The sequence below is a fragment of the Campylobacter sp. CFSAN093249 genome, from assembly GCF_011067895.1.
Taxonomy (GTDB): domain Bacteria; phylum Campylobacterota; class Campylobacteria; order Campylobacterales; family Campylobacteraceae; genus Campylobacter_D; species Campylobacter_D jejuni.
This window is the reverse complement of the sequence record NZ_JAAMWM010000005.1, coordinates 511,714-527,798: the sequence shown is the minus strand read 5'-3', so window position 1 is coordinate 527,798 and position 16,085 is coordinate 511,714. Positions and strand designations below refer to the sequence as shown.

At 30.9% G+C, this 16,085-nt stretch carries 13 protein-coding genes; 4 read left to right on the top strand and 9 right to left on the bottom strand.

Features of this window, described 5'->3' with window-relative positions; genetic code table 11:
- Positions 1-32: 32 nt before the first annotated feature.
- The 9 genes from FBF10_RS06545 to FBF10_RS06505 all read right to left on the bottom strand — a co-directional run bounded on the left by FBF10_RS06545 (position 33) and on the right by FBF10_RS06505 (position 9,486).
- Positions 33-596 (bottom strand): UbiX family flavin prenyltransferase, encoded by a 564-nt coding sequence (locus FBF10_RS06545; RefSeq protein WP_002860748.1) that lies wholly within the window; start codon positions 594-596, stop codon positions 33-35.
- Positions 593-1,255 (bottom strand): flagellar basal body P-ring formation chaperone FlgA, encoded by a 663-nt coding sequence (gene flgA / locus FBF10_RS06540; RefSeq protein WP_002876101.1) that lies wholly within the window; start codon positions 1,253-1,255, stop codon positions 593-595. Before flgA ends, FBF10_RS06545 begins: the two co-directional genes overlap by 4 nt.
- A gap of 83 nt (positions 1,256-1,338) precedes the next feature.
- Positions 1,339-2,115, bottom strand: coding sequence for a MetQ/NlpA family ABC transporter substrate-binding protein (locus FBF10_RS06535; RefSeq protein ID WP_002852406.1), 777 nt, complete (start codon positions 2,113-2,115; stop codon positions 1,339-1,341).
- Between the two features lie 9 nt (positions 2,116-2,124).
- Entirely contained in the window at positions 2,125-2,895 is a 771-nt protein-coding gene (locus FBF10_RS06530; protein WP_020246959.1) for a MetQ/NlpA family ABC transporter substrate-binding protein, read from the bottom strand.
- A gap of 48 nt (positions 2,896-2,943) precedes the next feature.
- Complete coding sequence (locus FBF10_RS06525) at positions 2,944-3,717, bottom strand: MetQ/NlpA family ABC transporter substrate-binding protein (protein WP_002859806.1); 774 nt, start codon at positions 3,715-3,717, stop codon at positions 2,944-2,946.
- A gap of 191 nt (positions 3,718-3,908) precedes the next feature.
- Positions 3,909-4,820, bottom strand: coding sequence for a methionine ABC transporter permease (locus FBF10_RS06520; protein WP_002861419.1), 912 nt, complete (start codon positions 4,818-4,820; stop codon positions 3,909-3,911).
- Entirely contained in the window at positions 4,817-5,827 is a 1,011-nt protein-coding gene (locus tag FBF10_RS06515) for a methionine ABC transporter ATP-binding protein (RefSeq protein WP_002852619.1), read from the bottom strand. Before FBF10_RS06515 ends, FBF10_RS06520 begins: the two co-directional genes overlap by 4 nt.
- Before the next feature lie 4 nt (positions 5,828-5,831).
- Positions 5,832-8,444, bottom strand: a complete 2,613-nt coding sequence (locus FBF10_RS06510; RefSeq protein ID WP_002888935.1) for a valine--tRNA ligase — start codon at positions 8,442-8,444, stop codon at positions 5,832-5,834.
- A gap of 22 nt (positions 8,445-8,466) precedes the next feature.
- Positions 8,467-9,486 (bottom strand): hypothetical protein, encoded by a 1,020-nt coding sequence (locus tag FBF10_RS06505; RefSeq protein ID WP_002888937.1) that lies wholly within the window; start codon positions 9,484-9,486, stop codon positions 8,467-8,469.
- A gap of 128 nt (positions 9,487-9,614) precedes the next feature.
- On the opposite strand from FBF10_RS06505, the gene FBF10_RS06500 reads away from it, so the two are divergent.
- The 4 genes from FBF10_RS06500 to napA all read left to right on the top strand — a co-directional run bounded on the left by FBF10_RS06500 (position 9,615) and on the right by napA (position 16,073).
- Positions 9,615-11,645: an ATP-dependent helicase gene (locus FBF10_RS06500; RefSeq protein ID WP_002857005.1), complete on the top strand. Its 2,031-nt coding sequence runs from the start codon at positions 9,615-9,617 to the stop codon at positions 11,643-11,645.
- Between the two features lie 40 nt (positions 11,646-11,685).
- A complete protein-coding gene (gene peb2 / locus FBF10_RS06495) occupies positions 11,686-12,426 on the top strand; it encodes an AcfC family adhesin PEB2 (protein ID WP_002856943.1) in 741 nt (246 codons plus the stop codon).
- A gap of 98 nt (positions 12,427-12,524) precedes the next feature.
- A complete protein-coding gene (tpx, locus tag FBF10_RS06490; RefSeq protein ID WP_002856712.1) occupies positions 12,525-13,052 on the top strand; it encodes a thiol peroxidase in 528 nt (175 codons plus the stop codon).
- Between the two features lie 246 nt (positions 13,053-13,298).
- On the top strand, positions 13,299-16,073 hold the full coding sequence (gene napA, locus FBF10_RS06485; protein WP_002852404.1) for a periplasmic nitrate reductase subunit alpha: 2,775 nt from the start codon (positions 13,299-13,301) through the stop codon (positions 16,071-16,073).
- The last annotated feature ends 12 nt before the right edge of the window (positions 16,074-16,085 follow it).

Genomic DNA, 16,085 nt, shown 5'->3' with positions numbered 1-16,085 from the left:
CCAATTTTTTTTAAAAATATAACAAATTTAAACTAAAAATTTTGCCATTTTTCATATAAATTGTGTTTTATTTCTAAAAGATCTAACCATTTACCTGCGATAAAATTTTCCATTTGCTCTAGATTGTTTGCTTTAGAATAGCTTGCGATAATAGGAGGGGCGATAATAACTCCCATTTGGCTAAGTTTTAACATATGTTCTAAATTTAAAGTAGAAAAAGGCATTTCGCGTACGCCTAAGATAAGTTTTTTTCTTTCTTTTAAGGCCACTGCTGCAGCACGCATTAAAAGAGTGTCTGCAAAACCAGCGTGAATTTTTGCTAAACTTGAAATTGAACAAGGAGCAATGATGGTTTTTTCTATTCCAAAAGATCCACTTGCTACACTTAGACTTAAATTTTTATCATCTAAAAAATAAGTGTATTTAAAATTTTCTTGACAAATTTCTTCTAAATTTGCTTGATTTTCAGTTTTGAAGCTAAGTTTTGCACCTTGGGTTAAAATGCAATAAAGTTCGCATTGGTTTTCTAGATTTTTTAATAATTTTAAGCCTAAATTGACACTGCTTGAACCAGAAATTCCTAATAAAACCTTCATTGTATAATCATCCTATTTTTACCCACTACGATGCCTTGCATAACTTTACCTTCTTTGTTTTTTGCACGAATCCTTTCGCCCATATTTGCACTTTGCAAAGCCACAAGTTCGATTAAAACATCAACATTTGCTTCGCTTAAAATCCCGATTATAGGATCATTTCGGCGTATTAAAGCTGTGGTTTTAAACATATTTGCTCTTAAAATGGCGTTTTTGTTAATATTGCTTTTAGCTACAAGATTATCTACATCATCTAAGGTTAAGGCATTTAAAGGAACTTTATCAAAATCAATCAATACGCTTTTATAGTCAAAAGCTCCAAGTTTATCTCCTCTTTTTATAGCGCGTTCGCTTTTTAAAACTTCTAAATTTGCTTGAATGAAATATCTAAAAAATACATTTTTTTGTATATTTTGCGGAGTTTTAAATTCAGCCCTTAAAAAGCCTTGTGCTTGATTAAAACGCCCATTAGCGATTCTTAGAAATTCATATTGATCAAAATCTTTAGGCAATGATGTTATTTTTAAATCAATTTGAGAAATTATAATTTTAGGAAAATTATTTCTAAATTCTTTAGCTAGTGCTGTTTTGATTTCTTCTAAACTAGCTGCTTGGATATAATTTATCACAATAAAAAAAGTTAAAAAAATAATTTTCATTTTTATCCTAAGAATTATAATGCAATAAATAGTATTTTAGCTTTTATAAGTTTAACAAAGCCTTTAGAAGGCTTTGTATAGAGTTAAAAAGTAGGGATAACAGAGCCTTTGTATTTTTCTATGATAAAATTTTTAATTTTATCGCTTGTTAAAATTTCTTTAATAACAAGACTTTTTTGACTTGTTTCTTCACCTTTTCTTGTAGCTAAAACAATAGCATATAAACTATCTTTATCTTCCATAAAAATACCATCTTTTAAAGGGTTTAAGCCTGCTCCAAGAGCATAGTTTGTGGTAATAATAGCCAAATCAGTATCATTTAGGGCTCTTGGAAGTTGTGCGGCTTTAAGCTCTATAAATTTAAGTTTTTTTGGATTTTTACTTATGTCAATAGGGGTTTTAAGGGTGCTTTGACTTTTAAACTCTATTAAATTTGCTTTAGCTAGTAAATCAAGAGCTCTGCTTTCATTGGTAGCATCATTAGGTATAGCGATTTTAGCACCATTAGGAATGTCTTTTATATCTTTTATGGAGTTAGAATATATAGCCATAGGAACTAAAACAATAGCACCTAAAGAACTTAATTTTGTTCCTTTGTGGGTATTAAAATCATCTAAAAAAGGTTTATGCTGATATAAATTTGCATCTAAATCTTTTTCATTTAAAGCGATGTTAGGTATATTATAGTCATTAAATTCCTTAACTATTAACTTCCAACCTTTTTCTTGAAATAAGGGTTTAGAGAAATTTAAAATTTCAGCATAAGGCGTTGGTGTTGCACCTATGATTATGGTTTTATCCGCCCCAAAACTAAGGCTAATTGTAAATAAAACACTTAAAAATATTTTTTTAATATTCATATTATACTCCTAAAAAGCTGGGATTAATATATCTTTATAATGTTCATTAATGATGGCTTTAAATTTATCGCTTCTTAAAATTTCATCAATTACTTTGGTTTTTTCGCTATTTTTATCTTCTGAGTGTACCACAACATAATTTACATAAGGGCTATTTTTATCTTCCCTAAAAATAGTATCTTTACTTGGATTCAGACCGGCCCCAAGTGCGAAATTAGAATTAATTATAGCAATATCAACATCATCTAAAGCTCTTGGAAGTTGTGCGGCTTTAAGTTCTATAAATTTAAGTTTTTTTGGATTTTTGTTTATGTCCAATGGGGTTTTTAGAGTATTTTTGTTAAGCTCTATTAATTTTGCTTTCTCTAAAAGCTCTAAAGCTCTGCTTTCATTGGTCGCATCATTAGGTATAGCAACTCTAGCACCTTCTTTAAGATTTTCTAAATTTTTGATTTTTTTACTATAAACTCCTACTGGAGCTATAAGTACAGGCGTTGTTGCAATTAAATTTGAACCTTTTTTTAGGTTGTATTCTTCTAAAAAAGGTTTGTGTTGATATAAATTTGCATCAAGTTCTTTTTCCTCTAATGCACGATTGGGCAAAATATAGTCTGAAAATTCTACTATTTTAAGCTCATACCCTTTGTTTTTAAAATCATCTTTCATTAGTTCTAGTAAGCTACCAAAAGGATTTGGAGTGGCTCCTATAGTAATGTTTTGTGCAAATAGGCTAGATAAATTTAGAATGCAAGCGAGTATAATAATTTTAAATAAATTCATAAAAACTCCTTTGTATTTAAGAAAAAAGTCCCTAGGTAAGGGACAAAATTAAAAAGCAGGTAAAACAGATCCGTTGTATTTTTCTATGATAAATTGTTTGATTTTATCACTTTGTAGAGCTTGGATTAAGGCTTTGATTTTTGGATCGTTTTCATGTCCCACTCTTACAACAAGAATGTTTGCATACGGGCTTTCTTTATCTTCGATAAATACGCTATCTTTTGCAGGATTTAGATTTGCAGAGAGAGCGTAGTTGGAATTAATTACAGCAAAATCAACATCATCCAAAGCTCTTGGAAGTTGTGCGGGCTTTAATTCTACAAATTTAATTTTTTTAGGATTGTCTATAATATCAAGAGGTGTTTTTAAAGCCTTATCTTTAAATTTTACCAAACCTTTTTTTGCAATAATATCTAAAGCTCTACTTTCATTGGTTGGATCATTTGGAATGGCGATTTTAATCCCTTCTTTAATATCATCTAGACTTTTGTATTTTTTGGAGTAAACAGCCATAGGTTCTATGTGTATGGCAGCTACTTTGATAAGTTTGGTGCCTTTGTTTTTATTAAATTCTTCCAAATAAGGAGTATGTTGGAAAAAATTTGCATCGGCTTCTCCGTTATCAACAGCTAGATTAGGTAAAACATAATCCGTAAATTCTTTGATTTCAAGTTTATAGCCTTGTTTTTCTAAATCAGGTTTTACTTGTTCTAGGATTTCAGCATGAGGGACGGGAGTTGCTGCAACTGTGATGGTTTCTAATGCATTTGCATTAAGACTTAATGTTAAAATACTTGCTATAAATAAAGATTTGATTTTCATTTTTTTCCTTTTTAGTCATTTTGTGCTTGCTTTAATCTTAATAAATTCACTCTGACTATCAGGAAGAAGTATATAAAAACTTGTTGATAGTCAGATTAACGCATCTGATACATCATTTTAATTCCTTTAGTTTTTTGTTTAAATTTTACTTAAAAAAACTTATATTTATCTTAAAAGGAGATATAATCTCCTTATTTTTTGAAACCTTTATAAAGCAAACTTCCTAAAAATAAGATAAAAACAATTACTTGCCAAAAGAAATTTTCATCATTGTTTATATTGATAACTATACTAACTCCAAGTAAAATCAATAGAGTGGCAATGATATATGTAGTTTTACTATTTTTAGCCCAAGTATAAAATAAATTACCTAGAATTTGAACTAACTGAACTAATATAAGTAAAATAACTACAGTTTGAATCATAACTTCTTTGTTAAATCTTTCATAACCATAGCGAATAGCGACATCTCCCAAACCTCCACCACCGACAGTTCCAGCAAGAGCAGAAAAACCAATGGTAAAGATCAAAGTTAGGGTAATTCCGCTAATTATAGCAGGAAGGGCCTCACTAAAGATAACCTTGAAGATAATTTGAATATTGCTAGCACCATAACTTTTTGCTGCTTCTATGATTCCTTTGTCTATTTCTTTAAAAGCGCTTTCAAGCATCTTTGCCAAATAAGGAGCTATTCCGATAGCTAAAGGAACTATGGCAGCATTTGTACCTATGCTTGTGCCTACTATGATTTTAGAAAGTGGTAAAAGAACAACTATAAGAATTAAAAATGGAAAGGCGCGTAATATATTGGTAATAAAATCTAAAATACTATAAGCGATTTTATTTTCTTTAATTCCATTTTTATCCCAAATAGCAAGTAAAATTCCAGGAATGATAGCCAATAAAAATCCAAATAGTACAGCCATTAAACTCATATAAATTGTTTCATTAAGCGCAGGTTTTAAAATGTTTTCATAATTTTCACTGAAACTTGTAATAGAACTTAAACTCACTTCTTTAATATCCTGCCAAGAAAATTCATTAAAAAATTGAGAAATTCTACTAAAAAAAGCACTGATGATAGAGATGTTTTCTTCATTCATGATGCCACCTCCCATAATACTCCACTTTTTTCTATGTAATCAAGAACCTTGTCTTTATCCTTTTCATTTATATTTATAACTAAATTTCCCAAGGCTTTTCCATTCAGTTTTTCTATTTTACCCCAAACTATGTTAAAGTCTATATTTAGAGTTCTTGCCATATGAGTGATGACGCTATTTTGGGCAACTTCTTTTGGAAAGTAAAGTTTGATATTAAGTCCGTGCTCAGGCAAGAAGTCGCTTTCTCCTAAAAATTCTTTCATTTTGGCATTAGGCCTTAAAAAAAGCTCATCAATTGCTCCACTTCCTATGATTTGTCCATGTTCAAGTAATAAAGCTTTTTGAGCTATGTCTTTTACCACATCCATTTCGTGAGTTACTAAAACAACAGTAATCCCAAATTCAGCATTGATTTTAGATATAAGCTCTAAAATATTTTTTGTAGTGTTTGGATCAAGAGCCGAAGTAGCTTCGTCACTAAGTAAAATTTTTGGGTTTAAAGCTAAGGCTCTAGCAATAGCAACGCGTTGTTTTTGCCCTCCGCTCAGTTCTCTTGGGTAGGATTTGTTTTTATGATCAAGCCCTACGATTTCAAGTAAGGAATTGACTTTTTGGGCAATTTCTTTTTCGCTCATGTATTCTTTATTAAAAAGCTTGGCATGAAATTTACACTGAGTATAGTGTGTTCTTAAAGGCATAGCAACATTTTCAAATACATTTTTGCGCTCCATTAGGGCAAAATTTTGAAAAATCATCCCTATATCTTTTCTAAGCATTCTTAACTCTTTTGATTTTTTTTGACTTAAATCTTTAATTTCTTGATCAAAGACTTTTAAACTTCCTTCTTGATAATTCTCAAGTCCATTAATACATCTTAAAAGAGTGGATTTTCCAGCTCCACTATGACCTACTATGGCGTAAATTTCACCCTTTTTAATCTCCAAAGAAACATCGTTTATCACGAGTTCCTTGCCATAATATTTTTTTAAATTTTTTATTTTTATCAAATTTTTAACCTCTTAGATTTTGAAGTTCAACTGATATTTTTTCAAGTTGAATTTTTAAATTTTCTAGAGCTTCTTTATTTTGCTCCACCACCTCTTTAGGTGCGTTAGCGATGAATTTTTCATTTGAAAGCATGGAGTTAAGCTTGAAACTTTCTTTTTCAAGCTTATTTTTTTGATTTTCAAGTCTTGTTAAAATACCACTTAAATCAACATTTTCAAGCGTAATAAAAATTTCTAAATTCTCGCTAACATCACATATTGCCTTTGGTAATTTTTCTTCACTAAATTCTATTTGCTCGCACTTTGCGAGCATTATGATAAAATTCATATAAGCTTTGATTTCATCTTTGATTTTTTTATCGTTAAATTTGATATAAGCTTTTTCTATTTTAGAATTTCCAAGATCGATTAAACTTTTAGCACGGCGGATACTAACTATGCTTTCTATGAGCAAAGAAAAGATTTTTTCTATATTTTTATCTTGTTCTTTAAATTTTGGATATTTGCTTATCATAATAGAAGGGCTTGTTTTAAGTTCTGTATCGCTTAGTTTGTGGTATAAATACTCGCTGATAAAAGGCATGAAAGGATTTAAAAGTTTTAAAGCTTCTTTGAAAATACTACCAAGTTCTTCAACGCTCGATTTTTCGGCTTTGCTAAGCTCTATACCCCAATCGCAAAAATCATCCCAAAAGAATTTATATAGAGTATTGGCTGCATCATTAAAGCGATAATTGTCTAAATTTTCTCTTACATCCTTAACACAAGTTTGAAATTTGGCATAAATATATTTTGCTAATTCTGAATGAAGTGTGATATTTTCCAAATCTTCAAATTTACTTTCATTTAAAAGCAGATAATTTGTAGCATTATAAATTTTATTTGTAAAATTTCTAACTTGTAAAAGTTTATCATTGCTAAGTTTAATATCGCGTCCTTGTATAGCAAGAAGTGCTAAAGTAAAGCGTAAAATATCAGCACTATATTCTTTAATGCTTTCATTTGGATCGATGACATTTCCAAGGCTTTTGCTCATTTTTCTACCTTGCTCATCTTTCACAAGAGCATGTAAATAAATATCTTTAAAAGGAAGTTGATGTAAGGCATTAGTGCTTTGAAACATCATTCTAGCCACCCAGAAAAATAAAATATCAAAACCTGTAATGAGTAAAGAATTGGGATAAAAATCTTTTAAATCCTTTTCAGACCAAATTTTATCTTTACCCCAATTTTCATTCCCCCAGCCTAGAGTACTCATAGCCCAAAGTCCTGAAGAAAACCAAGTATCAAGTACATCTTCATCTTGTTTGAAATTTTGACTTTGACATTTTGGACAAGTTTTAGGCGTATGTTGGCTTGCCCATTCATGAGAGCATTCGCAATAATACACAGGAATTTGATGCCCCCACCAAAGTTGTCTTGAAATACACCAATCTCTTAAATCTTTCATCCAAGCATTAAAGCTATTTATCCAGTGATTTGGGTAAAATTTACTTTCTCCAAGCGCAACTTTTTCTATACTTTCTTGGGCGATTTCTTTTTTTACAAACCATTGTTTGGAGATATAAGGTTCAACTATATTGTTGCAACGATAACAATATCCTATTTGATTGTTATACTCTTCTATTTTTTCTATAAAACCAAGACTTTCAAGTTTGGCTACGATTTTTTCTCTTGCTTCTAAGCGTTCTAAACCTTGAAACTCTAAACAATGTTCGTTTAAAATTCCTTTTTCATCAAAAACACTTATAAAATCTAAATTATGTCTAAGTCCTACTTCATAATCGTTCATGTCATGAGCGGGAGTAACTTTTACAACTCCTGTTCCAAATTCTTTTTCTACATGTTTATCGGCTATGATTTTAATGGCTTTTTTGCTTATAGGCAAAATCACTTCTTTGTCCACAAATTTAGCATAGCGTTCATCATCAGGATGCACCATAACTGCAGTATCGCCAAAAAAAGTTTCAGGACGCGTTGTGGCTACTACTAAAAATTCATCGCTATCTTTTAAAAAGTATTTAATATGATAAAGTTTTCCTTTGTTTTCTTTGTATTCAACTTCTATATCACTTAAAGCGCCATCATGAGTACACCAATTTATCATGTAGTTTCCACGTACAATAAGTCTTTTATCATAAAGTTCTACAAAGGCTTTTTTTACGGCATTAACCAAACCTTCATCCATAGTAAAACGCAAGCGACTCCATGCAGGAGTGATGCCTAGAGTTCTCATTTGGTCTAAAATTTTTCCACCGCTTTGCTCTTTCCACTCCCAGACTTTTTCTATAAATTTCTCTCTACCTAGTTCTTCTTTTTTAATGCCTTGAGCAAGGAGTTGTTTTTCTACAACATTTTGAGTGGCAATACCTGCGTGATCAAGCCCTGGTTGATAAAGAACCTTATAGCCATCCATTCTTTTATAACGCGTCATAATATCTTGTAGAGTAAAAGTTAAAGCATGTCCTATGTGTAAAACTCCAGTGACATTAGGAGGAGGCATCATAATGCAGAAATTTTTATCTTTTTCTTGTATGGTTTTATTGCCATCGATTTCAAAATATCCGCGTTCTTCGCAAATTTGATAATACTCTTTTTCTAAATTTTTATCATACATTATTTGCCTTTATTGTTTTAGCTTATTTAATAGAGCTAATTTCTATAATTTCACAAAACGGGAAGAAATATTGTGCTGTATTAAGTCCAGTTTTCAAACTTTTGATATGTTTAGAAAAATCACTTCCTTTGCCGTCTTTTTTAATTTGAAGTTTAAGTCTTTCTAAAATTTCTTCACGTGCTACATGTTCATTTAATTCTTTTGGATTGTTTAAATATGGGCTTAATCTATCTAAACTAATATATTTATAAGCTTTTTTCATATCTGAAAAGATAATTTCTTTGTTATAGATAGTTAATTTCATTTCCCCTTTTGGTAGCATTTTAACAAAAATACTTAGATAATAATCTTTTGCATTATCTTGTATAACGCTTAGCATATCTTTTAACAGATTGATTCTGTATTGGCTTAAAAATTTTCCATCTAAAATGTAAACTTTCATATTTTCTGTGCTAAGCTCAGGTTCTAAACGACTGTTTTTTCCTATGCTTAGATACTCTCTAGCGGTATTTAGATATTTATTTTTGTTTGATTTGTTTGATTGAAGTTCTTTTTTTACAGCTCTTTCTCTTTCTAAGATCTTTTGTTGTTTGCTGATTTCTTTTTTAAGAGCTTCTATTTTGGCTTGTTTATTTTCTTGTTTTAATTTTTCTTTATCCGTATCTAAAATTTGCTTATTTTCATTTGTATTAATATTATTACTTGTATTGGTGTCATTATTTAAGCTTTGATTGTTTTCGCTTATTGATGTATTAAATGTATCGTTATTTAAGCTTTGATTTTCATCTAATGGGTTTGTTTCTTGCTTTTGGATGGTATTGTTATTAGTATTTACATTTGATGAACTATTGTTGGTTTGGATCGAGGGTGAATAGGAATTATCGTAGTTATTGGTATACGATTTTTGTTCGGTGTAAGTGTTGGTATTTAAGGTGTAATTCTTTGGTTTTGAATATTCAAAAAGATAATAATATGTTCCACCTAATATCACAATAACAGCAATTAATATGCCAACAATAATAGAAAAAATTTTCAAATTCATTTGCTATCCCTTAAAAACAGAAAGTTAAATAATTTTAGCATTGTACTATAATCTAATATAAAGTAATTTTAAATTTTTATATTTTTAAGTAATTTTTTTTTATAATTTTAACTTTTATAAGGAAAATAATGCCACTTTCAAAATTAAATAATGAACAATATCTTGCTGCTACTGCTGATTTTGGACACAATCTTGTTATTGCAAGTGCAGGGACGGGAAAAACTTCTACTATTGTTGCAAGAATTTCTTATCTTTTAAGCAAGGGAGTGGCACCTCAAAAAATCATGCTTTTAACTTTCACAAATAAAGCCAGTAAAGAAATGATAGGGCGTTTAGGGAAATTTTTTGATAAAAATATTACCAGTAAAATACTTGCAGGAACTTTTCATAGTACGGCTTATACCTTACTTAGAAATGCGGATAAAAATATAGCCTTAAAGCAAGCAAGCGAGTTAAAAACTCTACTTAAAAGTGTCTATGAAAAAAGAACTTTTAGGCATTTAAGTGATATAAAACCTTATCAATCAAGTTATTTATATGATCTTTATTCTTTGTTTCAAAACAAAGCGCACAATCAAGATTTTTATACTTGGTTTTGCCAAAACTACGAAGATCAAAGTATTTATGCTGAAATTTATGAAGATATTTTAAAAGAATATGATAATGAAAAAAAGCGTTTTAATTATGTAGATTTTAATGACTTGCTTATCAATCTAAAAGATCTTTTAAAAGAAGAAAAATATGAATTTGATGAAATTTTAGTAGATGAATATCAAGACACAAATACTTTGCAAAGTTCCTTAATAGAGGCTTTTCATAGTAAAAGTTTGTTTTGCGTAGGGGATTATGATCAAAGTATTTATGCTTTTAATGGAGCGGATATTAATATCATAGGTGGGTTTAAAGATCGTTTTAAAGATGCAAAAATTTTTTCTTTAAATAAAAACTACCGTTCATCAAGAAGTATTTTAGCTTTGGCTAATAAAGTGATTTTAAATAACGAAAGATTATATCCAAAAGAACTTATTGTTACAAGAAATGATGAGTTTAAAGCCCCATCTTTGCTTACTTTTGAAGAATTATTTGATCAGTATCAAAATATAGCCAAAATGATACTTACAAGCGGAGTAAGTTTGGAAGAAATTGCCGTGATTTTTCGCAACAACTCAAGTGCTGATGGGGTTGAAGTAGCTTTAAGGGAGCAGGGCATTGCAAGTGTGAGAAAGGGAAGTGGAAGTTTTTTTGAAAGTTTAGAAGTTAAAGCTTTTAGCTCTATGCTTGCTCTTGTGGTAAATCCTAAAGATATCATGGCTTTTATTCATTTGGTTCAATATACCAAAGGTGTGGGTGGAGTTTTAGCAAAAGAAATTTTTGACGCACTTTTAAAATTAGGGCATGGAAATTTAATAAAAGGTTTTTTAGATCCTGATAAAAATGTAAATTTGCAAAATCATCAAAAAAGAAATTATCAACTTGGGCTTTTTGCGGATTTAGAAGAATTAGCCAGCGAAACTCGTTTTAAATTTGAGAGTGAATTTGATGCACATCCTATTTTAAAACTTTCAAAAATCAATGATTTATGTGCTAGAAATTTAGAAAAAATTTATCTTTTTTTAAAAAAAGCTATGGAAATAAAACATTCTTTGACTTTGGTAAATTTAATTTGTGAAAATTCTTTTTATAGAGAAATTTGTGAAGAACTTGCAACCAAAAGAGCAACAAATAAAGCAGGACAGGTGGATTTATTAAGAAAGAGTGAAAATTTAGAAAAAATAGAAACAAAATTCAATGTCTTAAAAGAGCTTACAAAAAATTATAGCGATATTTATAAGTATTATAATTTTCTAACTTTAGGTGCAAGTGAAATGAGTAGTGGCAAAGGAGTTAATTTGCTTAGCGTACATGCAAGCAAGGGCTTGGAATTTGATCTTGTTTTTGTGATTGATCTTGCACAAGGTCGCTTTCCTAATCAAAAGCTTATGGGAATGGGTGGAAGCTTAGAAGAGGAAAGAAGGCTTTTTTATGTTGCAGTAACTAGGGCAAAAAATATACTTTATTTAAGCTATGCTAAATATGATAAAAATAAAAAAACTTCTTTCGCTCCTTCTCGTTTTCTTATAGAAGCAGGGCTTTGCAAGGGAGAGTTAACTATAGATTGATAAAATTTCCTTTATATTATTATAAAGAAAGGTTTATTTTATGAAAAAAATATTAATTTTAAGTTTAGCAGCAGCAAGTTTTTTAAATGCTGAAATTTTAGTTTATGGTCCAGGTGGTCCCGCTCCTGTGCTAAAAGAGCTTGCTTTAAAATTTGAAGAAAAAACAAAAGAAAAGGTGATTGTAACCGCAGGTCCAACTCCAGCTTGGATAGACAAAGCAAAAGAAAATGCAGATTTGATTTTTTCAGGCAATACTTCAATGATGGATGATTTTGCTAAAAAAATTCCAAGTTTAAGTTTGGAAAATTTAAGCGTTTTAAATGTGCGTCCATCAGGTATTATCGTGCGTCCAAATAATCCAAAAAATATTAAAAATTTTGAAGACATTTTAAAAGATGGCATAAATGTTATGGTGGTTGATGGTGCAGGACAAGTTGGACTTTATGAAGATATGGCTTTAAAAAGTGCAAAAAGAGAAAATTTGGTAAAATTACGTAAAAATATAAAAATTTATGCTAAAAATTCCAAAGCTGCTGTAGATGAGTGGAATAACAATCCAAATATTGATGCTTTAATCATTTGGTCTCATTGGGCAAAGGCTTTAGGCGATGATAAAGCTTTATTTATCAAAGATAAAAATGCAGTGATTTATCGTGCAGCTGAAATTGCTCCTACAAAAAAAGGTTTAGAAAATAAAAAAGCTTTAGAATTTGTAGATTTTATTAAGAGTAAGGAAGCTCAAAAAGTGTGGAAAAAATATACTTGGAAAGAAGTAAAATAATTTTGAGTGAAATTAAAAAATAATTAATATTTATAGGATATAATCACTCCTAAAACATTAATTGCAATAATGTTTAAAATATCAAAAAAGGAAATTAAATGAGTACAGTAAATTTTAAAGGAAATCCTGTAAAACTTAAAGGAAATTCAGTAGAAGTTGGAGCAGATGCTCCTAAGGTAAATCTTAAAGCTAAAGATTTAAGCGTGATTGAAATCGGTGCAGCGGGTAAAACTCAAATCATTTTAAGTGTTCCAAGCTTAGATACACCAGTTTGTGCTACAGAGGCTAGAGAATTTAATAAAAAAGTAGCCAGTTACAATGGTGCTGAAGTGATTGTAGTAAGTATGGACTTACCCTTTGCTATGGGAAGATTTTGCAGTACAGAAGGTATTGAAAATTTAAGTGTTGCAAGTGATTTTGTGGCAAAAGAATTTGGTGAAAAATATGGTGTTTTGATAAATGAAGGTGCTTTAGAAGGGCTTTTAGCTCGTGCCGTATTTGTGATTAAAGAGGGTAAAGTGGCATATAAAGAACTTGTAAATGAAATCACAGAAATGCCAGATATTGCAAAACTTGATGCATTTTTTGGTGGTTCTAGCTGCTGCGGTGGTTGTGGTTGCCATTAATTTTGATTAAGCCCATTCTTAGGGCTTAATTTTTATATCTTCATTTTTTTATTATTTTAAGTTGATTATATTTTAATTGTTAAGTTGATTATTTTTAATATTTATTTTGTGTAATAATAATATAAAAAGGACAATAAAACTCCTATAAAATAGAGCTTTAAAATTATTATTTTTATTAAAATTTCAAGAGATTTTTATACTTCATTTTTTATAATAAGATGATTTTTTTATTTTGGAGGAATAAGGATGAATAGAAGGGATTTTATTAAAAATACCGCTATTGCAAGTGCTGCTAGTGTTGCAGGGCTTAGTGTTCCAAGCTCTATGCTTGGCGCGCAAGAAGAAGATTGGAAATGGGATAAAGCTGTTTGTAGATTTTGTGGAACTGGCTGTGGAATTATGATAGCTAGAAAAGATGGCAAAATCGTAGCAACAAAAGGTGATCCTGCAGCACCCGTAAATCGCGGACTTAATTGTATCAAAGGTTATTTTAATGCTAAGATCATGTATGGTGAAGATCGTCTTGTTATGCCTTTGCTTCGCATGAATGAAAAAGGCGAATTTGATAAAAAAGGCAAATTTCAACAAGTTTCTTGGCAAAGAGCCTTTGATGAAATGGAAAAACAATTTAAAAAAGCCTACAATGAACTCGGCGTTACAGGTATAGGGATTTTTGGTAGTGGGCAATACACTATCCAAGAAGGTTATGCTGCTTTAAAGCTTGCAAAAGCGGGTTTTAGAACAAATAATATCGATCCAAATGCAAGACATTGTATGGCCTCTGCAGTGGTTGGTTTTATGCAAACTTTTGGTGTAGATGAGCCATCAGGCTGTTATGATGATATAGAGCTTACAGATACTATTATCACTTGGGGAGCTAATATGGCTGAAATGCACCCAATCCTTTGGTCAAGAGTAAGTGATAGAAAACTAAGCAATCTTGATAAGGTTAAAGTTGTTAATCTAAGCACTTTTTCTAACCGTACTTCAAATATTGCTGATATTGAAATTATTTTTAAACCAAATACAGATTTGGCTATTTGGAACTACATAGCAAGAGAGATTGTTTATAATCATCCAGAGGCTATGGATATGAAATTTATCAAAGATCACTGCGTATTTGCAACTGGTTATGCTGATATTGGTTATGGTATGAGAAATAATCCAAATCATCCAAAATTTAAAGAAAGTGAAAAAGATACGGTTGAAAAAGAAAATGTAATCACTTTAGACGATGAAGAGGCTACTTCTTTATCTTATCTTGGCGTTAAAGCGGGTGATAAATTTGAAATGAAACATCAAGGTGTGGCTGATAAAAACTGGGAAATTTCTTTTGACGAATTTAAAAAAGGTTTAGCCCCTTATACTTTAGAATACACTGCAAGAGTAGCCAAAGGTGATGATAATGAGTCTTTGGAAGATTTTAAGAAAAAACTTCAAGAATTAGCTAATCTTTACATAGAGAAAAATCGCAAAGTCGTAAGTTTTTGGACTATGGGCTTTAATCAACACACAAGAGGTTCTTGGGTAAATGAACAAGCTTATATGGTACATTTTTTGCTAGGAAAGCAAGCTAAACCAGGTAGTGGAGCCTTTTCTTTAACAGGACAGCCAAGTGCCTGTGGAACAGCTAGGGAAGTAGGAACTTTCTCACATCGTTTGCCTGCAGATATGGTTGTAGCCAATCCAAAACACAGAGAAATTTCTGAAAAAATTTGGAAAGTTCCTGCAAAGACTATCAACCCAAAACCAGGTTCTCCTTATCTTAATATCATGAGAGATTTAGAAGATGGAAAAATTAAATTTGCATGGGTGCAAGTGAATAATCCATGGCAAAACACTGCAAATGCAAATCACTGGATTGCAGCAGCAAGAGAAATGGATAATTTTATTGTTGTAAGTGATTGTTATCCTGGAATTTCAGCAAAAGTAGCTGATCTTATTTTACCAAGTGCTATGATTTATGAAAAATGGGGTGCTTATGGTAATGCTGAAAGAAGAACTCAACATTGGAAACAACAAGTCTTACCTGTGGGTGCTGCCATGAGTGATACTTGGCAAATTTTAGAATTTGCAAAACGCTTTAAGCTTAAAGAAGTTTGGAAAGAGCAAAAAGTGGATAATAAGCTTACCTTGCCAAGCGTTTTAGAAGAGGCAAAAGCTATGGGTTATAGCGAAGATGATACACTTTTTGATGTACTATTTGCCAATAAAGAAGCAAAAAGCTTTAATCCAAACGATGCCATCGCAAAAGGCTTTGATAATACCGATGTTAAAGGTGATGAGAGAAAAATTCAAGGCAGTGATGGAAAAGAATTTACAGGCTATGGCTTTTTCGTTCAAAAATATCTTTGGGAAGAATATCGTAAATTTGGCTTAGGACACGGACATGATTTAGCGGATTTTGATACCTATCATAAAGTAAGGGGTTTAAGATGGCCTGTGGTTAATGGCAAGGAAACACAGTGGAGATTTAATACTAAATTTGATTATTATGCTAAAAAAGCGGCTCCAAATTCAGATTTTGCTTTTTATGGTGATTTTAACAAAATGCTTACAAATGGGGATTTAATAGCTCCTAAAGATGAAAAAGAGCACAGTATTAAAAATAAGGCTAAAATTTTCTTTAGGCCATTTATGAAAGCACCTGAAAGACCAAGTAAAGAGTATCCGTTCTGGCTTGCAACAGGAAGGGTTTTAGAGCATTGGCATAGTGGAACTATGACTATGCGTGTGCCTGAGCTTTACCGTGCTGTGCCTGAAGCACTTTGCTATATGAGTGAGAAAGATGGAGAGAAATTAGGCTTAAATCAAGGTGATTTGGTTTGGGTGGAATCTCGTCGTGGTAAAGTAAAAGCAAGAGTAGATATGCGTGGAAGAAACAAACCGCCTGTAGGACTTGTGTATGTGCCGTGGTTTGATGAGAATGTATATATCAATAAAGTTACTTTGGATGCGACTTGTCCGCTTTCAAAACAAACTGACTTTAAAAAATGTGCTGTAAAAATTTATAAGGCTTAATTTAGGGTTTTG